The sequence below is a fragment of the Streptomyces daliensis genome (assembly GCF_054782395.1).
The window spans coordinates 16,868-35,659 of record NZ_BAAGSO010000133.1; the positions used below are offsets into that span (position 1 = coordinate 16,868).

Sequence of the window (18,792 nt, forward strand, 5' to 3'; positions counted from 1 at the left end):
GTGATTCAGTGGCCCGTGGCAGTCGGACAATGACGTCCCGCGAACACCTGGAGTTGACGACCGAGGCTCAGGGGGAGGGCGATGGAAACCGAGTCGGAGCCCTATGTCCGCCTCGCCAGTCTGCGTCAGCTACACCAGGTGGTGGCACAGCTCAACACCGCCCGCAGTCTCGCCGACACCCTCCAGACCGTCGCCGACGGCGTCGTGGAGGGGCTCGGCTTCGAGATAGCCGCGGTCAATCTCGTACGGCCCGACGGCGATCTCGTCGTCGCCGCCGTCGCCGGGAGCGCCGGGGCCGAGGCGATGATGGCGGGCCGGGTCGGCTCGCGCGCCTCCTGGGACCGCCGCCTCTCGATGGGCGAGAAGTGGGGCGAGCTGCGCTTCATCCCGTACACCGAGGGCTGGGTCCTCGACGATGACGACGTGCCCCAGTGGCACCCCGCCGGGCCCGCGCCCCGCTTCTCGGACGAGTGGCACCCCATGGACCGCCTCTTCGCCCCGCTCTACGCCTCCGACACCGAACTCCTCGGCGTGCTCTCCGTCGACAAACCCCGAAACGGGCGGCGCCCGGGCGCGTGGGGGCGCGAGGCGTTGCAGATGTACTCCTTCCAGGCCGCCATCGCCCTCACCAACGCCCGGCTGCGCTCCAACATGCAGCGCGCGCTGGTCAGGCTGGAGCGCGAGCAGTCGGCGCTGCGGGCCAGCGAGGAGAGCTTCCGGCAGGCGTTCGAGTACGCGCCCAGCGGCATGGCCGTCGCCGAGATGGGCGGTGACCAGCACGGCCGCCTGATCCGCACCAACGACGCGCTGTGCCGCCTGCTGGGCCGCCCCGCCTCCGCGATGCGGCGCTACTCCTTCTCCGATCTCGTGCACCCCGAGGACATCGGCACCCTGCTGCGCACCTCGGCCGAGGGCGGCCGGGCCGAGCTGCGGCTGGCGCGGCGCGACGGGTCGTACGTGTGGGTCTCGCTCCGCAACTCCGTCGTCGCCGACGCGGCCGACGGGCCGCGCTTCCTGCTCACCCACGTCGAGGACATCGAGGAGCGCAAGCGCCACGAGCTGCAACTCGCCCACCGCGCGAGCCACGACTCGCTGACGGGCCTGCCCAACAGCGCCGAGCTGCGCGCCCGCCTCAACAGCAGGCTCTGCGACAGCCCAGGCCCCACCCCGGGTCCGGGGCCCGCGCTCTCCGGGCTGGCCGGCGGGGACCCGCGCGTGCACGCGTTCAGCACGGACGAGTTCGACGAGCTGGGCCTGGGCGGCACCGGAGGCATGGGCACCGGCATGGGCGGCGGCCTCGGCACGGGCGTGGAGGGCGGCAACGGCGCGGCGCCCAGCGGCGGCTACGCCGGGTACGACCACCACCACGTCCACATGGTGCCGCCCGAGGGTGACGGGCCGGGTGAGAAGGGTCTCGCCGTGCTCTTCTGCGACCTCGACGGCTTCAAGTCGATCAACGACCGGTTCGGCCACAACTGCGGCGACGCCGTCCTGGTCGAGGTCGCGCGGCGCCTCTCGGAGGGCGTGCGGGACAACGACACGGTGGCGCGGATGGGCGGCGACGAGTTCGTGGTCCTCGCCGACGGGCTCGGCCCGGCCGACGCGCAGGACCTGGCCGTGCGGCTGCGGAACGCGATCATCCCGCCCATCCGGGTCGACGGCCGTGCCGTCCGCGTCGGCGCCAGCTTCGGCATCGGCTGGGCGGGCTGCGGGATGACGGCCGAGGAAGTGCTCCAGTCCGCCGACCAGCGGATGTACGTCGAGAAGCGGTCCCGTTCGAAGGGGCAGCGCCGGGCGGGGTGACGCGAGGTGGCGCGGGAAGGACCGCGCGAACGGCCCCGGAGCCCCGTGACACCCCGTGGAACCCCGCGGACACGGCCCGTGGCCCTGGATGGCGAGATTCACAAGGCGTCCGCCCCCTGATCATTCCGGCGTTGGCAAGAGGGTCACCCCGGAGAGGTAGGCTCGGCCGGATACCTGACGCAGTAGGGAGTGACAGGGGATGACCGCCGAGAACAACGGCACGGGTGAGACGCCTGATCAGGGCGACGACCCGTTTGCCCATCTGTACCGCCAGGAAGGCGGTAACGGCTCGACGGTTCCGCAGTCCGGCGCACAGCGTGGTGTTCCCCGCCGCTCGTACAACCAGGTCCGCACGGTAGGCGAGCGCCAGTACGGCGGGCAGCAGGCCGCATACGGACAGCAGCAGTCCGCCTACGGGCAGCAGCAGCCCAGCGCGCACTACGCGGCGCCCGAGACCGTGCCGGGCGGCAGGGCCGCCACCCGCCAGAGCCAGCACCACGCGGGCGGCAACGGGCACGGGAACGGCGGCGGACACGGCGACGGCGGCTACGGCCGCGGTGGCCGCAGCCGCAACGGGCTGCTGATCGGGGCCATCGCGGTCGTCGCGGCGGTCGTGATCGGTATCGGCGCGGCCATCGTCTTCAACAGCGACGACGAGGCCACGGGCGACCAGGCGGGCGGCAGCACGCCCAGCGCCTCCGCCGACGGCGGCGGCCAGGGCGAGCAGGACGAGGCGGACGACGGCAAGCAGCAGCAGAACTCGGGCCTCCCGCAGCAGGACGCGGCCAGCCTCCGCCTGGAGGGCGGCGCGGCCCCCGCGAAGGACACGAAGGGCGCGGAGGCCGACGGCGGCACATACGTGGCGGGCTTCAACCAGGTCGGCGCGAAGGCCGTGTGGACGGTCAAGGCGCCGAAGGCCGGTGACTACCGGCTCTACGTGCGCTACGGCATTCCCGGCGAGGACGCGAACGCCACGGTGTCCGTGAACGGGAAGGCGAACGCGCAGCCGCTCGGGATGAAGAACTTCATCGGTTCGCCGAAGGGCAACTGGGAGAAGGGCTGGCAGACCACGTGGGCGCCGGTCACGCTGACCAAGGGCGAGAACACGGTCGAGATCGCCTGCGGCGAGGGCAACCAGTGCAACGCCTACCTCGACCAGGTCTCCCTGAAGCAGTCCTAGTCCCCGGCCCCCGGCCCTCGCCCCCTGGGCAGCGGTCCGGCGGGTCGGCGGGCCCGGTGGTCAGGGTGCCGTCGCCAGGAGGGTCGGGGCGATGCGGGGGAGCAGCGCCTCGTAGACGTCGCGGTCGAACTCGCCCGCCGCGGGAGACCGCACCGTCGCCGCGGACAGCGCGACGGCCCGCGCCAGCAGCGCCGGCCAGTCGAGCCCCTCGACGAGCCCCGACAGCAGCCCCGCGACGGCCGAGTCGCCAGCGCCCGTCGGGTTCCCCGAGAGCCGCTCGGGCGGCATCGCCTGCCAGGTGCCCTCGGGCGTGACGACGAGCATCCCGTCGGCCCCCAGCGAGGCGGCGACGGCCCGCGCCCCGCGCCGCTGCGCCCCGCGTGCGGCGCGCAGCGGCTCGGTGTGCCCCGTGATCCCGGCCAGCTCCTGCGAGTTGGGCTTGACGAGGTCGGGCCGCGCTGCCAGCCCGCGCCGCAGGGGTTCGCCGCTGGTGTCCAGCAGCACGGGTATCTTCGCGGCCCGCGCCTCCCTGATGAGCTGCGCGTACGCGCCGACCGGCACCCCGGGCGGCAGGCTCCCGCACAGCGCGACGGCGCGCGGCGCGGGAAGCGGACGGGCGCGGTCGCCGTCGTGGGGCTCGCCGCGCAGCAGCCGCCCGTAGGCGGCGAGCAGCGTCCCCCACTCGTCCGGGCCGACCTGCGGCCCCGGTTCGTTGAGCTGCGTCGTGTCGCCGCTCGACTCGTCCACGACGCCGACGGTGCGGCGCGTGCTGCCCGCGATGGGCAGGAGCGCGTCCTCGACGGGGAAGCCCGCGTCGTGCGCGCGGTATGAGGTGTCCTCGGCGAGGAGCCGTCGCAGCTCCTGTCCCGTACCGCCCCCGGCGAAGCCCGTGACGACGGTGCGGTGCCCGAGCGCGGCGAGCACGCGGGCCACGTTGAGGCCCTTGCCGCCGGGCCGCTCCGTCACCTCGCGGACGCGGTGCGAGCCGTGGACGTCGAGGCGGGGGACACGGTAGGTGAGGTCGAGGGCGGTATTGAGCGTGACCGTCAGGATCACCAGGAACAACCCCCTACGACAGGTACCCGCCCCCGAGTACAGGAACAGCCGCACGGACGCGAACGGCGAAGCGACGACAGCGAATCGGTGAAGCAGTGACGACGGACAGGCGACAACGGACAGGTGAGCGGGCGCACACGAGGTGACGACCGCGCGCGAGCGATCATGCCATCGCACACCCCCGGAGGCGACCCCCCGGGGGTTCCGAAGCGGTCTCGAACTCGGCTTTTGGCGCGATCTGTTGGCCCTGTGACCGGGGACGACGGGAGTGACGGACCCATCACGGACCCACCACGGACCCATCACGGGCCCCGTGGACCGGCGGCCCGTCACCCCGTCCGCCCGTCAGCCCGCGGCACGCACCGCCGTGCCCGGCTCGACCACCCACTCGCCGCGCCGCATGACGCCCACGAGCGCGAAGTCCTCGTCCAGTACCACGAGATCGGCGTCCTTGCCCGCCTCCAGCGAGCCGACCCTGTCGTCGACGCCGAGGAGCCGCGCCGGGTTCGCCGACAGGGCGCGGACGGCGTCCTCGACCGCGATGCCGTCGACGGTCACGGCACGCCGGAGCGCGCGGTCCATGGTGAGCGTGGAGCCCGCGATGGAGCCGCCCTCGACCAGCCGCGCGACGCCCTCCTTGACCTCGACCTCCATCGGGCCGAGCGGATAGCGGCCGTCGCCCATCCCGGCGGCGCCCATCGCGTCGGTGATGAAGGCGACGCGCGAGGCGCCCGCGCTGCCGAAGGCCAGTTCCAGTACGGACGGGTGCAGATGGGTGCCGTCGTTGATCAGCTCGACGGTGATCCGCTCGTCCTCCAGGAGCGCGGCGATGGGCCCCGGCGCGCGGTGGCCGAGCCCCGGCATCGCGTTGAAGAGGTGCGTGGCGACGCTCGCGCCCGCCTCGATGGCCTCGCGGGTCGCGTCGTAGGTGGAGTCGGTGTGTCCGACGGCCGCGATGACGCCGTTCTCGACGAGCAGCCGTACGGAGTCGAGCCCGCCGGGGAGTTCGGGCGCCAGCGTCATCATGCGGGCGCTGCCGCGTGCCGCGTCCACGAGCTTGCGCACGTCGGCGGGCGCGGGGTCGCGCAGCAGCGCCGGTTCGTGGGCGCCGCAGCGGTGCGGGGAGATGAAGGGGCCCTCGAAGTGGACGCCCGCCAGATCGCCCTGCTCGGTGAGTTCGCTGAGCGTGCCCGCCTGCTGGGCGAGGTCGTCCAGGTCGCCGGTGACGGTCGAGGCGACCATGGTCGTGGTGCCGTGGCCGCGGTGGGTGGCGATGGCCTTGAGCGCTTCCTCGGGCGTACCGGCGGAGAAGGACGCGCCGCCGCCGCCGTGCACGTGCATGTCGACGAAGCCGGGCACGATCCAGTGCCCGCCCAGGTCGAGCACGTCGCCGCCCGCGCCGGAGCCTCCCGTCGCGCCGGAGCCTCCCGTCGCACCGGAGCCCCCCGCCGTGCCGGAGCCCCCCGCCCCGTCGAACCCCTCGTCCGCGCCCCCCTGGCCGACGGCGGCGAGTGTGCGGCCCTCGACGGCCAGCCACCCGTTCTCGGCGACGCCTCCCGGCAGCACCACCCGTGCCCCGGTCAGCACCTTGCGCTTGGTCATCGGCTCGCAACCTCCGCGGAGAGAAGATCCCAGGCGAGAAGTCCCGCGCCCAGGCAGCCTGCGGCATCCCCAAGCGCCGCGGGCACGATCGTCGGGATGTGCTGGAAGGTGACCCGTTCCCGTACCGCGTCCCGAAGCGGCACGAACAGGGTGTCGCCCGCCTCCGCGAGCCCGCCGCCGATGATCAGCGTGCGGGGGTCGAGGAGGGTCAGGGCCGTGACGAGCCCGGCGGCGAGCGCGTCGAGCGCGTCGCGCCACACGGCGAGGGCGCGCGGGTCCCCCGACTCGACGGCCTTGGCCGCGTCGGCCGCCGTGGCCTGCGGGTCGCCGCACGCCTTCGCCCAGGCGTGGCCGACGGCCGCGGCCGAGGCGAGCATCTCCAGGCAGCCACGCTGCCCGCACCGGCACCGCGGCCCCTCGGGGCGCACCGAGATGTGCCCGATCTCGCCCGCGCTGCCGTGCGCCCCCGGCTCGACGCGCCCATCGATGCCGATGGCTCCGGCGATGCCCGTGCCGAGCGGCACGAAGAGGAAGCGGTCCACGCCCTCACCCGCGCCGATGCGGCCCTCGGCGAGCCCGCCCGTGCGCACGTCGTGCCCGAGCGCGACGGGCAGCGCGCCGCCGAGGCGCGCGCTCAGCAGCGCGCGCAGCGGCACGTCGCGCCAGCCCAGGTTGGCGGCGTAGACGGCGATGCCGTTCGCCTCGTCGATGATGCCGGGGACGGCGACACCGGCGGCTGACGGCTCGTTCCCGAACCGTTCGACGCCGTACGCGCGCAGCTCAGCCGCGAAGCCGAGGATGCCCTCGACGACGGCCTCGGGACCGCGGTCGCGGTCGGTGGCGCGGCGTGTTTCGTGGAGCGGCTGGTTGTCGGGCCCGATGAGGGCGGCCTTCATTCCCGTGCCGCCCACGTCGAGGGCGATGACGTATTCCCGAGGACTCACAGGGGTCAGTCTCCCGCGAGAGCACGGGAAAGGTCTAGTCCACTCGCGCGACTGGCCGCGTCCGGCCGCGTCCGGCGGGATCTTTGACGCTCTTCGAGTGCCGGTGCACCGTGCTGACCTGGGCAGGAGAAGGCCGTTGCGGAAGTGGTAGGGGTGGTGGTGTAGACCTTGTGGGGTACGGAGTGGAGACTTCCGTTCCATACGTGTGCGGTCTCGAAGGCGCGGCCGACGGGACGAGTGCGAACGATGGCCGGTGGCCATACAGGGGCTAAAGGGGTAGTTCACGTGGAACGTCGGCGTTTTCTGGGGCTGGCGGCGACGGGCCTCACGGGTGCCGTGGGACTCACCGCCACGGCGTGCGGCAGCGGCTCGGACTCGGGCGACGGCGTCACGCTCAAGATGGTCGCGGCCGACTACGGCGACCCGGGGGGCGACAACAGCACCCAGACCTACTGGGACGAGGTCTCCCGCGCCTTCACCAAGAAGCACCCCAACATCACCGTCGACGTCTCCGTCTACAGCTGGAACGACGTCGACAAGAAGGTCGCCGACATGGTCAAGCGCGGCGAGGCACCCGACATCGCCCAGATCGGCGCCTACGCCAACTACGCCGACCAGGACAAGCTCTACCCGGCCAGCGACCTGCTCTCCATCCCCGTCCAGGCCGACTTCCTGCCCTCGCTCGCCGAGGCGGGCGAGGTGATCCGGGTGCAGTACGGGATGCCGTTCGCCTCCAGCACCCGGCTGCTCTTCTACAACAAGACCCTCTTCAGCGAGGCGGGGCTCGACCCCGAGGCGCCGCCCGAGAGCTGGAAGGAACTGAAGCGGGCAGCCGCCGCGCTCAAGGACGCGGGCGTGAAGATCCCGTACGGGCTGCCGCTCGGCCCCGAGGAGGCACCGGCCGAGACCATGATGTGGATGCTCAGCGCGGGCGGCGGCTACACGGACACCGTCGGCACCTACACCATCGACTCCGCCGAGAACGTCCGCGCCTTCACCTGGCTCCGCGACGAACTCGTCGGCGAGGGCCTCACCAACCCCGGCCCCGGCAGCACCGACAGGCAGGACCTCTTCGACGCGTTCTGCCGGGGCGAGGTCGGCATGCTCAACGGCCACCCCACGCTGATGCAGCAGGCCGACCGGCACGACGTGAAGTACGGGACGGCCGTGCTGCCCGGCGACGGCGGCCCCGCCAAGGCCACCATGGGCGTCGCGGACTGGATGATGGGCTTCAAGCAGAACGGGCACCGCGAGCAGATCGGCGCGTTCCTCGACTTCGCCTACAGCGAGAAGAACCACTACGCCTTCGCCGACCGCTACGACATGCTCCCCGTGACGACGGCCGCCCGCGAGCGGATGCGGCGCGACAAGGGCCACAAGGAGCTGTGGAGCTTCCTCGACGAGCTGGCCACCGCCGAGTTCTACCCGGCGGGCAAGGTCTCCTGGGCGCACGTCAGCGCCGAGATCAAGAAGTCGATCGGCAAGGCCGTGGAGAAGGGCGGCAGCCCCGCGAGCGTCCTCGGCGGCCTCCAGCGCAAGGCCGAGGCGGAGGAGACGGCAGCCCAGTAGGCCGCCGCCCCGGCCCGTTGTCAGTGGCCGGGGTTACGTTGGGACGCATGACGGAGGAGACCGGAGCGGGGGAGACCGGAGCGGGCGCGGGGGAGAGCGTGGCGCTCCACGAGGAGCGGTCCGCGTCGGGGCTGTCGGAGCGCGACAGGGCGGTGCTCGCCGTCGAGCGGCGCGGGTGGCCGGGCCCCGGCGCGAAGGAGCGGGAGATACGGGAGCGGCTCGGCCTCTCGCCGACCCGCTACTACCAGTTGCTCAACGCCCTCCTGGACGATCCCCGCGCCCTGGCCCACGACCCCGTCACGGTCAACCGGCTGCGCGCACGGCGCGAGGAGCGGCGCGCACTGCGCTGAGAGCGGCGCGGTACGGGTGCGGGGCCGTGCGCGTCCGCGTCGCGCATGGTCACGTGCGGGCCGCCAGCCGGTAGTGTCCCTGGCATGGTCGCCGTGCCCACACCTCGTACCGCCCCTGGCAGGGAAGCCCTCGACGCGATCGTGGCCGAGCCCGGCCGTGCCGTGGTCGCCGTGGACTTCGACGGAACGCTCGCGCCGATCGTCGCCGACCCCGAGCAGGCCCGCGCACACCCCGGCGCCGTGCCCGCGCTGTCGCGGCTCGCGCCCCGGCTGTGCGCCGTGGCCGTGATCACGGGGCGGCCCGTGGAGGCCGCCGTGCGCTACGGCGGCTTCGAGGGCGCAGCGGGCCTCGACCACCTCACCGTGCTCGGCGCCTACGGCGCGGAGCGCTGGGACGCGGCGACGGGGACCGTGCGGCGCCCTGAACCGCCCGTCGAGATCGAGAACCTGCGCCGCGAGCTGCCCACCCTGCTGGAGGAGCTGCGGGCCCCGGAGGGCACCTGGGTGGAGGACAAGGGCCGCGCCCTCGCCGTCCACACCCGTCGCGCCGAGGACCCCGCGGGCGCCTTCGCGCTGCTGCGCGAGCCGCTGGCCGCGCTGGCCGAGCGGCACGGGCTGCGCGCGGAGCCAGGACGCATGGTCATGGAGCTGCGCCCGCACGGCGTGGACAAGGGCGCGGCACTCGCCGAGTTCGTCCGCGCCGCGGGCGCCGGAGCGGTCCTGTACGCGGGCGACGACCTCGGCGACCTCGCCGCCTTCAGCGCGGTGGAGAAGCTGCGCGGCGAGGGCGTGCCGGGGCTGCTGGTGTGCAGCGGCAGCGACGAGGTGACCGAACTGGCCGAGCGCGCCGACCTCACTGTGAACGGCCCGGCTGGCGTGGTCGATCTGCTGGAGCGCCTCGCGGACTCGCTGCGTTGACGCCTCGCGGACTCGCTGCGCTGACGCCGCGCGGGGGCGCTGCGCTGTGCGGCGCCGCTACCGGAGTGCGTTGAGCTGATCCAGGAACCAGCGCTCCGGCGGGAGCGCCGTGGCCGCCGCGGCCAGCCGCTTGGTGCGCTCCGCACGCTCGTCCCGCTCCATCGTCAGCGCCTCGTGCAGCGCTTCGGCGGTGGCCGTGACGTCGTACGGGTTGACCACGAGCGCGTCCTCGCCCAGTTCAGCGAAGGCGCCCGCCTCGCGCGAGAGGACCAGCGCGCAGCCGTCGTCGGAGACGACCGGCACCTCCTTGGCGACGAGGTTCATGCCGTCCCTGATCGGGTTGACCAGCGCGACGTCCGCCAGCCGGTAGGCGGCAAGCGAGCGCGCGAAGTCGTCCTTCACGTGCAGCACGACCGGGGTCCAGCCGCCCCGGCCGAACTCCGCGTTGATCCCGTCGGCGACGCGCGAGACCTCGTCGGTGTAGTCGCGGTACACCTCCAGGTCCTGCCGCGAGGGGTACGCGAAGGCCACGTGCACGACGCGCTCGTGCCACTCGGGGTGGTCGGCGAGGAAGCGGCGGTAGGCGCGCAGTCCGCGCACGATGTTCTTGGACAGCTCCGTGCGGTCCACGCGGACGACCGTGCGCCGGGGCGCGCCGTCGGGCCCGGTACCGACCTGCGTACGCAACTGCGCCATCCGCTCCGCCACGTCGTCGCGGTGTGCGCGCTCGCGCAGGAAGTCGGCGTCGGCGCCGAGTCCGTGCACGCCGACGCGGGTCGTGCGGCCCTCGTACGACACCGTCAGCTCGTGGCCGCCCTCGCGCGAGGTCACCTCGGCGCCCAGCACGCGCGCACAGCAGTCCGCGAACGCCTCGGCCCACCGCCACGTCAGGAACCCGGCGCGGTCGGCGCCCAGGATGCCGCGCAGGACCTGCGCCGCGGTCTCGTCGGGAAGCAGCGCGTAGTAGTCCGGCGGGGCCCACGGGGTGTGCGAGAAGTGGCCGATGCGCAGGTCGGGACGGCGGGCGCGCAGCAGCGCGGGGACGAGGGTGAGGTGGTAGTCCTGCACCAGCACGACGGCGCCCTCGCCCGCCTCCTCGGCGAGCGCGTCGGCGAACGCGGCGTTGTAGCGCTCGTACGAGGTCCACTGGCGCGTGAAGTCCTCGTCGAAGGACGGCTCGACGGGGGTCTGGTACAGCAGGTGGTGGACGAACCACAGCACGGAGTTGGCCACGCCGTTGTACGCGTCCCTGAACGTCTCCTCCGGGATGTCCAGCATCCGTACGGACTGGCCGCCGGTGTCCTCCGGGTCCAGCTTGCCGGTGCGGCCGGCGGCGCGCTGTGCGGCTTGGCGTGCGGCTTCGCGGTCGTCGTCGCCGAGCGCGGCGCACACCCACACGGCGTCGGTGTCCGGGCCGATGGCCGACAGCCCGGACACGAGTCCGCCGCCGCCGCGCTTGGCCTGGAGCGTGCCGTCAGGGGCGGCGCTGTAGGCGACCGGGCCACGGTTGGACGCGACCAGGACCTGCGCGTGCGGGGGCTGCGCTGAGGGGGTGGCGGGTTCGGCGACCATGCGCGGAGCTTAGCCGCCCCGAGATCCGCCCAAACGTAACCCTTCGCGGGGGGCGGAAGGAAACGCAGGGTTGCCCCTGCACGGGGGTGTTGCGCGGGACGGTCGCCCCGTGAAGCGGGCACCGTAGGGTCCCGCGCTGGGTTTGTGCCTCGGCACGCCAAGGCGCATCGCGCATCCCGCCCCGGGCGTGCGGGGTTGCACGGGGGTGCCCTTACGCCGCGTGGAGGCGGGTGTACTCGGGGACGTCGCGCATGGGTTCCCGTTCCTCCGTGGCGATCGAGTGGTCCCGCGCCCGGAACCCGCCCTCGCCCTCGCGCTCGAACTGCGTCAGCAGACCCCCCACCAGATGCCCCCGCGAAAGCCGGAGCTGCGCGGTGCGGTAGATCGTCGCGGCCATGCGCCCGAGTGCCTGCCCGTCCTGGTGGCGGTGCCGCCGTATGCCCACGTCGGCCTGCCCGAGCGCGTCGAGCCCCACCGTGTGCAGCGCGTCGATCAGCAGTCCCAGCTCCACCCCGTAGCCGACGGGGAACGGCAGCCGCTCCAGCAGGGAGCGCCGCGCCGCGTACTCGCCGCCGAGGGGCTGGACGAAGCCCGCGAGCTGGGGCCAGTGGAGGTTCAGCAGGGGGCGTGCCACCAGTTCCGTGACGCGGCCCCCGCCCGCGGGGTCGGACCCGAGCGGGCGGTCGTACATCGCCTTGACCAGGTGCAGCTCGGGCTCCAGCAGCAGCGGTCCGACGATCCCGGAGACGAAGGCGGACGAGAAGTCGATGAGGTCGGCGTCGACGAAGCAGACGATGTCGCCGTCGGTCGCCAGCAGCGACCGCCACAGCACCTCGCCCTTGCCGGGCAGCGCGGGCAGCCGGGGCAGCACCTCGTCGCGGTGGATCACCTTCGCGCCCGCGGCGGCGGCGACCTCTGCCGTGCGGTCGGTGGAGCCGGAGTCCATGACGACCAGCTCGTCGACGAGGGGCGCCACCCCGGTCATCAGCTCGCCGCGGATGACGGAGACGATCTTCCCGACCGTCGCCTCCTCGTTGAGCGCGGGCAGCACGACGCTGACGGTGCTGCCCGCGTTCCGTTTGGCCGCGAGAAGCTCGCCGATCGGGCGGCGATCGGTCGCTGACCAGGACCGATGGCTCAGCCACTGCTCTACTTCTGGCAGCACTGGACGCTCCCCATGTGATCCATCTCGCGGTTCGGACGACTATCTCAAGACTCGGGGCCTTCGGTTACAGTCTTGAACAACGCGGATGACGACCGCATGTCGGGGTCGATCTGCGTAGTGTGCACTTGCACGGTCCAGTGCGTGCACCGCAAAACTTCATACCGCTCATCCAGAGGGGCAGAGGGAAACGGCCCGTTGAAGCCCCGGCAACCCTCCAGCCGGTCTCGCGATCATGGCGAGGCTCCCGGCTTGGGAAGGTGCCAATTCCGTCTCGTGGCGAGATACGTCACGGGGAAGATGAGGAGAAAGGGCCTCGCCTCCATGGCTGTGCAAGCTGCTGAGCAGCAGGACACCGTATCCCCGCAGGACAACGCCACCGTCGATCTCGGCCCCGCCGTCGCGCTCTCCTGCCGTGAGTGCGGAGAGCGGATCCCGCTCGGCCCGGTCTTCGCGTGCGAGGCGTGTTTCGGGCCGCTGGAGATCGCTTACGACCTTCCCAGCGGCGACCCCGAGGGTCTGCGCAAGCAGATCGAGGCGGGCCCCGACAACATCTGGCGGTACGCGCCGCTGCTGCCCGTCCCCGCCGACGTGGCCTCGAAGCCCAGCATCAACCCGGGCTTCACCAAGCTGGTCAAGGCCGACAACCTGGCCCGTGAGCTGGGCATCACCGGGTCCCTCCACATCAAGGACGACTCCGGCAACCCGACGCACTCCTTCAAGGACCGCGTCGTCGCCATCGCCGTGGAGGCGGCCCGCGCCTTCGGCTTCACCACGCTGTCCTGCTCGTCGACGGGCAACCTGGCCGGCGCCGTCGGCGCCGCAGCGGCCCGCGCGGGCTTCCGCTCCTGCGTGTTCATCCCGCACGACCTGGAGCAGGGCAAGGTCGTGATGGCCGCCGTCTACGGCGGTGACCTGGTCGGCATCGAGGGCAACTACGACGACGTCAACCGCTTCTGCTCCGAGCTGATCGGCGACCCGCTGGGCGAGGGCTGGGGGTTCGTCAACGTCAACCTGCGCCCGTACTACGGCGAGGGCTCGAAGACACTCGCGTACGAGATCTGCGAGCAGCTCGGCTGGGAGCTGCCGGACCAGATCGTGATCCCGATCGCCTCCGGCTCGCAGCTCACGAAGATCGACAAGGGTCTGAAGGAGCTGATCAGGATCGGGCTCGTCGAGGACAGGCCCTACAAGATCTTCGGCGCCCAGGCCGAGGGCTGCTCGCCCGTCTCCCGCGCCTTCAAGGACGGGCACGACGTCGTGCGCCCGGTGCGCCCCGACACCATCGCCAAGTCGCTGGCCATCGGCAACCCGGCCGACGGGCCCTACGTCCTGGACATCGCACGCCGTACGGGCGGCGCGGTGGAGGATGTGAACGACGAGCAGGTCGTCGACGCGATCAAGCTGCTGGCGCGCACGGAGGGCATCTTCGCCGAGACCGCGGGCGGCGTGACCGTCGGCGTGACCAAGAAGCTGATCGAGGAAGGGAAGCTCGACCCCTCCCTCACCACCGTCGTCCTCAACACGGGCGACGGACTCAAGACCCTGGACGCGGTCGCCCCGACCACCGGGCCGTCCGCCATCATCCGTCCGAACCTGGACTCCTTCCGAGAGGCTGGCCTCGCATCATGAGCGTGAATGTCCGTATCCCCACCATTCTCCGTACGTACACCGGTGGCCAGGCCGAAGTGAGCGCCGAGGGCGCCACGCTGTCCGAGGTGCTGACGGACCTGGAGAAGAACCACGCGGGCATCGGCGCGCGCGTTCTCGACGACGAGGGCAAGCTGCGCCGCTTCGTCAACGTGTACGTGAACGACGACGACGTCCGCTTCGAGCAGGGTCTGGAGACGCCGACGCCGGACGGCGCGGGCGTCTCCATCATCCCGGCCGTCGCGGGCGGCTGCTGAGCCCGGGCCGAGCCCCGACGGGGTCCGGCTGTCCGGACCTCCATGATTCTTCGATGGGTCTTCGTTGAATCTTCACTGATGACGGGCCCGAAGCGTCCGTGAACGGTCAACGCATCGAATATTGTCGAATCGCTCCCTCCTGATCCGACCGGAGGGAGCGATTCCGCATTCCGGGCCGCGATAGGGTGGCGTCAATCCCCTCCCCCGTGCGCGCCCAGCGCATATGAGAACGCGACAAGTTGTGCCCCAAAACGAGGCCGCAATTGTCGTGTTGGTGGCCTATGCCCGGCCCGACTTGCCCTGATTTCAAGGGACTTCAGCGTTTATTCCCGATCGGCCGTACCCAGAATTCTCGTCCGATTGACCTGTTGCAGAGGGCGTCCGTGCAGATACATTCAGCCGCGGTCGACGCGTTCCGGCGCACGCTTCCGCTTAGGCAGAAGTGAGGTCTGACCCGGGTTCGTGAAGTGCGGGCTCGTGCAAGGGCCAGTAATAGGGGAGTTAGGAATGGCTCAGGGCACCGTCAAGTGGTTCAACGCGGAGAAGGGGTACGGCTTCATCGCGGTCGACGGTGGTGCGGACGTGTTCGTCCACTACAGCGCGATCCAGATGGACGGCTACCGCACTCTCGACGAAGGGCAGCGGGTCGAGTTCGAGATCTCGCAGGGTCAGAAGGGGCCGCAGGCGGACATGGTCCGCGTGACCGGCTGAGCGCCGACCAGACTGCGCAGAGCGTGGAGGGGCCGCATCTTCGGATGCGGCCCCTCATGTCTGTCCAGGGGGTGTTTTCGTCCGGGGGCGTCCGGGGCCCGGCTCATGGGGGGGGGTGCCCGGACCGGTCGGCCGGTCCGGAGTCGTACCGTCGGATACGGAGGGCGCGCGGACCCGTGCCGGAGGCCGTTCACGTCCGCGCGCACAGCCGCGCACGTCCGCGCGCGTATACACGCGCCCCGCCGAGCACCCCGCGCCGGGCCTTCGAACCGCCGCAGCCGCTTGCACTCGCGGGGGTCGAGTGCTAATCATTGGCGTTAGCACTCTACGAGTGAGAGTGACAACGAAGGACCGGGTCGGTGAGGCCCGCAGCCGGGTGGGTGCAAGGAACCGCCCGGGTTGCAGGCCGTCCGTCGCGGGCGCCAGCGCGGTCCGGATCATCCGTACCCTGGCTTCGCCGGGGGGACCCCCAGTCCGGGAGGACCACTTCACATGGCCAAGATCATCGCGTTCGACGAGGAGGCGCGGCGCGGCCTTGAGCGCGGTATGAACCAGCTCGCCGATGCCGTCAAGGTCACCCTCGGGCCCAAGGGCCGCAACGTCGTGCTGGAGAAGAAGTGGGGCGCCCCCACGATCACCAACGACGGTGTCTCCATCGCCAAGGAGATCGAGCTCGAGGACTCCTACGAGAAGATCGGCGCCGAGCTGGTCAAGGAGGTCGCGAAGAAGACGGACGACGTCGCCGGTGACGGCACGACGACCGCGACCGTCCTCGCCCAGGCGCTCGTCAAGGAGGGCCTGCGCAACGTGGCCGCGGGTGCCAACCCGATGGCGCTGAAGCGCGGCATCGAGAAGGCCACCGAGGCCGTCTCCGGCGCGCTGCTGGAGCAGGCCAAGGACGTGGAGACCAAGGAGCAGATCGCCTCCACCGCCTCCATCTCCGCCGCCGACGCCCAGATCGGCGAGCTCATCGCCGAGGCGATGGACAAGGTCGGCAAGGAAGGCGTCATCACCGTCGAGGAGTCGCAGACCTTCGGTCTGGAGCTTGAGCTCACCGAGGGCATGCGCTTTGACAAGGGCTACATCTCCGCCTACTTCGCCACCGACATGGAGCGGATGGAGGCCGAGCTGGAGGACCCGTACATCCTCATCGTCAACTCCAAGATCAGCAACGTGAAGGACCTCCTTCCGCTGCTGGAGAAGGTCATGCAGTCGGGCAAGCCGCTGCTGATCATCGCGGAGGACGTCGAGGGCGAGGCCCTCTCCACGCTGGTCGTCAACAAGATCCGCGGCACCTTCAAGTCCGTCGCCGTCAAGGCCCCGGGCTTCGGCGACCGCCGCAAGGCCATGCTCGGCGACATCGCCATCCTCACCGGCGGTCAGGTCATCTCCGAGGAGGTCGGCCTCAAGCTGGAGAACGCCGGTCTGGAGCTGCTCGGCCGCGCCCGCAAGGTCGTCATCACCAAGGACGAGACCACCATCGTCGACGGTGCCGGTGACAGCGAGCAGGTTCAGGGCCGCGTCAACCAGATCCGCGCCGAGATCGACAACAGCGACTCGGACTACGACCGCGAGAAGCTCCAGGAGCGTCTGGCGAAGCTGGCCGGCGGCGTGGCCGTCATCAAGGCCGGTGCCGCCACCGAGGTCGAGCTGAAGGAGCGCAAGCACCGCATCGAGGACGCGGTGCGCAACGCCAAGGCCGCCGTCGAGGAGGGCATCGTCGCCGGTGGTGGCGTGGCTCTGCTCCAGGCGTCCAGCGTCTTCGAGAAGCTGGACCTGGAGGGCGACGAGGCCACCGGTGCCGCCGCCGTCAAGCTGGCCCTGGAGGCCCCGCTCAAGCAGATCGCGGTCAACGCCGGTCTCGAGGGTGGCGTCATCGTCGAGAAGGTCCGCAACCTCACCCCGGGCAACGGCCTCAACGCCGCCACCGGCGAGTACGTGGACATGATCGCCGAGGGCATCATCGACCCGGCCAAGGTGACGCGCTCCGCGCTCCAGAACGCCGCCTCCATCGCGGCGCTGTTCCTCACCACCGAGGCCGTCATCGCCGACAAGCCGGAGAAGGCCGGGGCCGGCGCCGCCGACCCGACCGGTGGCATGGGCGGTGGCATGGACTTCTGATCCACCGGAGTTTCCTCCCGGCGGATCGGCGGCTCCACGCCGTACGGATCGGACCGAGGGCGGCATCCCCTGCACGGGGGTGCCGCCCTCGGCGCGTGTCAGGGGTCGGGCTGCGTAGGAGGGGGTGCCGAAGGATGCGTACGGATTCTCGTACGGGGGTCGCGCGCGTGGGTATGCCGTGGGCAGGTACGGAGGGCGTACGGCGCACGTACGGAGGGGGCCGGGCACGGGCGCGCTGTACGGGGCGGGCGCGCCAACCGCTGTCGCGCCCACGGCGGTTTAGCCCGCCGCAGCGGGGCTAACCGGACCGGGCAGGTTTCCACGAAGTTTTTCACGAGCCGCACGAGCTACGAGAGACGAAAGCCCGGGGTGGGACACATGACCGCAGTCGTGATCGTGATCCTGGTACTGGTGGTGGTCGCCCTCGCCGCCGGTGCCCTCTATATGAGCCGCGCGAAAGGCGGCGGCAAGGGCGGTCTGAAACGGCGCTTCGGCCCCGAGTACGAGCGGGTCCTCGCGCGGCACAACGGCGACGTCAAGGCGGCGGAACACGAACTGGACGAGCGCGTCAGGCGGTACGGGCGCCTGCGGCTCCAGCCGCTGACCCCCGAGGTGCGGGAGCAGTACCTGGTCCGGTGGGCCGGAGCCCAGGAGCGGTTCGTCGACTCACCGAACGAGGCCATCGCTGAGGCCGACCAGTTGCTGGCCGGGCTCGCCCAGGAGCGCGGCTTCCCGGGCGTCGACCGGCCCGACGAGCACATGGACGCGCTGTCCGTGCACCACGCCCACCACATCCACGGCTACCGCATGGTGCACGCCGCCGCGCACGGCCGCGCCGGTACGGAGGGGATGCGCGAGGCGATGCTGGAGGCGCGGGCGCTGTTCGACGCGCTGGCCGAGGACCGTCCCGCGACGGCGGGCAAGGGACGCCGCCCGGTGACCACGGGGCCCGGTACGGCGGGTTCCGGCGCGCCCGGTAGCGCCACGCCCGGCGGAACCGCCACGCCCGGCACCCCGGCCCCCGGCTCCACAGCACCCGGCGCCGCGCCTCCCGGGGCCCCTGACGGGCGCGCCCACGCGAACGACGGACGTACGCACTCGCGCTGGCCCATCGGCGGCAACCGCCGCCACCGGACGAGGGGAAGTGAGACGCCGTGAGCAGGGACATGGACGACCACGAGAACCGTCCCGGCGCGGCCCCGCCGCCCACCACACCGCCGCCGACCGCACCCCCGGCCAGCACGCCGCCGGGCACCACGGCTCCGCCCGTGACCCCGCCGCCCGTGCCGCCGACGGGCCCGCCGCCCGGCGCTCCCCCCACGGGGGCGCGTGCCGAGACGGCCGTGGCTCCCCGGCGCAGCGGCGGCGGCAGCGCTGATCCGGGCCCGCCGAGGAGCGCCGGCACGCCCGTGACCTCGGCGGAGGAGCGGGGCGGCGCCGACAGGCCCGGCGCCGACGAACCGCCCCTGGACCCCCGCGAGTCCACGCACCCCCACGCGGGCCCGCTGGTGCCCGGCACCGAACGCGACCGCCTGGCCGAGCGCCTCCAGCACGCCGTCACGGGGTTCGTGGACGGGCCGCGCCGGTCTGTCGAGGAGGCGGATGCCGTCTTCGACGAGCTGAGCCGCCATATCACCGAAGCGCTCGTCGAGCGCCAGCGCGCCCTGCGCGAACCGTGGCGTGGCGCGGCGGCCAAGCCCGAGGGCGACGACCACTACGGCGGCAGGCCCGGCGAGGCCGCGCCGGGCACGTCGGCCGCGTCGGGCCCGGCCGGCACGGCCGAGACCGAGGAACTCCGGCTGGCACTGCGCCAGTACAGGGAGGCGATGGACCGGCTGCTGAGGATGTGACGCGCGACGCGCGACGCGTCCAGCGACATGAGGGGCCCGGCCGCGCG

Annotated in this window: 15 protein-coding genes, 1 pseudogene and 1 riboswitch; of the genes and pseudogenes, 11 read left to right on the plus strand and 5 right to left on the minus strand. The window is 72.3% G+C overall.

The features are described from left to right. Positions 1–81 precede the first annotated feature (81 nt). Complete coding sequence (gene cdgB, locus ACYVOO_RS37475; RefSeq protein ID WP_461020202.1) at positions 82–1,803, plus strand: diguanylate cyclase CdgB; 1,722 nt, start codon at positions 82–84, stop codon at positions 1,801–1,803. A 199-nt stretch (positions 1,804–2,002) separates the two neighbouring features. Further along, the gene (locus tag ACYVOO_RS37480; RefSeq protein ID WP_461020203.1) at positions 2,003–2,983 is read left to right on the plus strand and encodes a carbohydrate-binding protein; all 981 of its coding nucleotides are present in this window, start codon (positions 2,003–2,005) and stop codon (positions 2,981–2,983) included. 60 nt (positions 2,984–3,043) lie between these two features. Here the strand turns inward: ACYVOO_RS37480 and ACYVOO_RS37485 are convergent, their stop codons facing one another. The 3 genes from ACYVOO_RS37485 to ACYVOO_RS37495 form a co-directional block, all read right to left on the minus strand. Beyond that, positions 3,044–4,039 carry a 1-phosphofructokinase family hexose kinase gene (locus ACYVOO_RS37485; RefSeq protein ID WP_461020204.1) on the minus strand — a complete coding sequence of 332 codons (996 nt, stop codon included), beginning with the start codon at positions 4,037–4,039 and terminating at the stop codon, positions 3,044–3,046. Positions 4,040–4,384: 345 nt separating this feature from the next. Beyond that, complete coding sequence (gene nagA, locus ACYVOO_RS37490) at positions 4,385–5,641, minus strand: N-acetylglucosamine-6-phosphate deacetylase (RefSeq protein ID WP_461020205.1); 1,257 nt, start codon at positions 5,639–5,641, stop codon at positions 4,385–4,387. After that, positions 5,638–6,537: an ROK family protein gene (locus ACYVOO_RS37495; RefSeq protein WP_461020393.1), complete on the minus strand. Its 900-nt coding sequence runs from the start codon at positions 6,535–6,537 to the stop codon at positions 5,638–5,640. Before ACYVOO_RS37495 ends, nagA begins: the two co-directional genes overlap by 4 nt. A gap of 333 nt (positions 6,538–6,870) precedes the next feature. On the opposite strand from ACYVOO_RS37495, the gene ACYVOO_RS37500 reads away from it, so the two are divergent. From ACYVOO_RS37500 to otsB, 3 genes are all read left to right on the plus strand, one after another. Beyond that, a complete protein-coding gene (locus tag ACYVOO_RS37500) occupies positions 6,871–8,154 on the plus strand; it encodes an ABC transporter substrate-binding protein (RefSeq protein WP_461020206.1) in 1,284 nt (427 codons plus the stop codon). Between the two features lie 47 nt (positions 8,155–8,201). Then, positions 8,202–8,504, plus strand: a complete 303-nt coding sequence (locus tag ACYVOO_RS37505) for a DUF3263 domain-containing protein (protein WP_461020207.1) — start codon at positions 8,202–8,204, stop codon at positions 8,502–8,504. Positions 8,505–8,588: 84 nt separating this feature from the next. Further along, positions 8,589–9,422: a trehalose-phosphatase gene (otsB, locus tag ACYVOO_RS37510; protein WP_461020208.1), complete on the plus strand. Its 834-nt coding sequence runs from the start codon at positions 8,589–8,591 to the stop codon at positions 9,420–9,422. 57 nt (positions 9,423–9,479) lie between these two features. Here the strand turns inward: otsB and ACYVOO_RS37515 are convergent, their stop codons facing one another. Together ACYVOO_RS37515 and ACYVOO_RS37520 are read right to left on the minus strand one after the other, a co-directional pair. Beyond that, positions 9,480–10,994 (minus strand): alpha,alpha-trehalose-phosphate synthase (UDP-forming), encoded by a 1,515-nt coding sequence (locus ACYVOO_RS37515; RefSeq protein ID WP_461020209.1) that lies wholly within the window; start codon positions 10,992–10,994, stop codon positions 9,480–9,482. Between the two features lie 211 nt (positions 10,995–11,205). Then, on the minus strand, positions 11,206–12,159 hold the full coding sequence (locus tag ACYVOO_RS37520) for a glucosyl-3-phosphoglycerate synthase (protein ID WP_461020210.1): 954 nt from the start codon (positions 12,157–12,159) through the stop codon (positions 11,206–11,208). A 162-nt stretch (positions 12,160–12,321) separates the two neighbouring features. Continuing rightward, a riboswitch (SAM riboswitch) is annotated at positions 12,322–12,463 on the plus strand. Between the two features lie 17 nt (positions 12,464–12,480). Here ACYVOO_RS37520 and thrC point away from each other — a divergent pair. The 6 genes and pseudogenes from thrC (at position 12,481) to ACYVOO_RS37550 (ending at position 18,745) form a co-directional block, all read left to right on the plus strand. Continuing rightward, entirely contained in the window at positions 12,481–13,788 is a 1,308-nt protein-coding gene (gene thrC, locus ACYVOO_RS37525; RefSeq protein ID WP_461020211.1) for a threonine synthase, read from the plus strand. Continuing rightward, positions 13,785–14,063 carry a MoaD/ThiS family protein gene (locus ACYVOO_RS37530; RefSeq protein ID WP_453344741.1) on the plus strand — a complete coding sequence of 93 codons (279 nt, stop codon included), beginning with the start codon at positions 13,785–13,787 and terminating at the stop codon, positions 14,061–14,063. Before thrC ends, ACYVOO_RS37530 begins: the two co-directional genes overlap by 4 nt. 507 nt (positions 14,064–14,570) lie before the next feature. Further along, the gene (locus ACYVOO_RS37535) at positions 14,571–14,774 is read left to right on the plus strand and encodes a cold-shock protein (protein WP_016472377.1); all 204 of its coding nucleotides are present in this window, start codon (positions 14,571–14,573) and stop codon (positions 14,772–14,774) included. A gap of 492 nt (positions 14,775–15,266) precedes the next feature. Next, a complete protein-coding gene (gene groL / locus ACYVOO_RS37540; protein ID WP_461020212.1) occupies positions 15,267–16,895 on the plus strand; it encodes a chaperonin GroEL in 1,629 nt (542 codons plus the stop codon). 378 nt (positions 16,896–17,273) lie between these two features. Then, positions 17,274–17,855: pseudogene (locus tag ACYVOO_RS37545) on the plus strand (hypothetical protein); the annotation flags it as partial. A 194-nt stretch (positions 17,856–18,049) separates the two neighbouring features. After that, a complete protein-coding gene (locus tag ACYVOO_RS37550) occupies positions 18,050–18,745 on the plus strand; it encodes a hypothetical protein (protein WP_461020213.1) in 696 nt (231 codons plus the stop codon). The last annotated feature ends 47 nt before the right edge of the window (positions 18,746–18,792 follow it).

Bases quoted from the DNA above. Each gene is read 5' to 3' on its own strand.
- ACYVOO_RS37530 (WP_453344741.1), top strand. From the start codon at position 13,785: ATGAGCGTGAATGTCCGTATCCCCACCATTCTCCGTACGTACACCGGT.
- ACYVOO_RS37505 (WP_461020207.1), top strand. From the start codon at position 8,202: ATGACGGAGGAGACCGGAGCGGGGGAGACCGGAGCGGGCGCGGGGGAG.
- ACYVOO_RS37515 (WP_461020209.1), bottom strand. From the start codon at position 10,994: ATGGTCGCCGAACCCGCCACCCCCTCAGCGCAGCCCCCGCACGCGCAG.
- thrC (WP_461020211.1), top strand. From the start codon at position 12,481: ATGGCTGTGCAAGCTGCTGAGCAGCAGGACACCGTATCCCCGCAGGAC.
- ACYVOO_RS37535 (WP_016472377.1), top strand. From the start codon at position 14,571: ATGGCTCAGGGCACCGTCAAGTGGTTCAACGCGGAGAAGGGGTACGGC.
- ACYVOO_RS37480 (WP_461020203.1), top strand. From the start codon at position 2,003: ATGACCGCCGAGAACAACGGCACGGGTGAGACGCCTGATCAGGGCGAC.
- otsB (WP_461020208.1), top strand. From the start codon at position 8,589: ATGGTCGCCGTGCCCACACCTCGTACCGCCCCTGGCAGGGAAGCCCTC.
- cdgB (WP_461020202.1), top strand. From the start codon at position 82: ATGGAAACCGAGTCGGAGCCCTATGTCCGCCTCGCCAGTCTGCGTCAG.
- groL (WP_461020212.1), top strand. From the start codon at position 15,267: ATGGCCAAGATCATCGCGTTCGACGAGGAGGCGCGGCGCGGCCTTGAG.
- ACYVOO_RS37495 (WP_461020393.1), bottom strand. From the start codon at position 6,537: ATGAAGGCCGCCCTCATCGGGCCCGACAACCAGCCGCTCCACGAAACA.
- nagA (WP_461020205.1), bottom strand. From the start codon at position 5,641: ATGACCAAGCGCAAGGTGCTGACCGGGGCACGGGTGGTGCTGCCGGGA.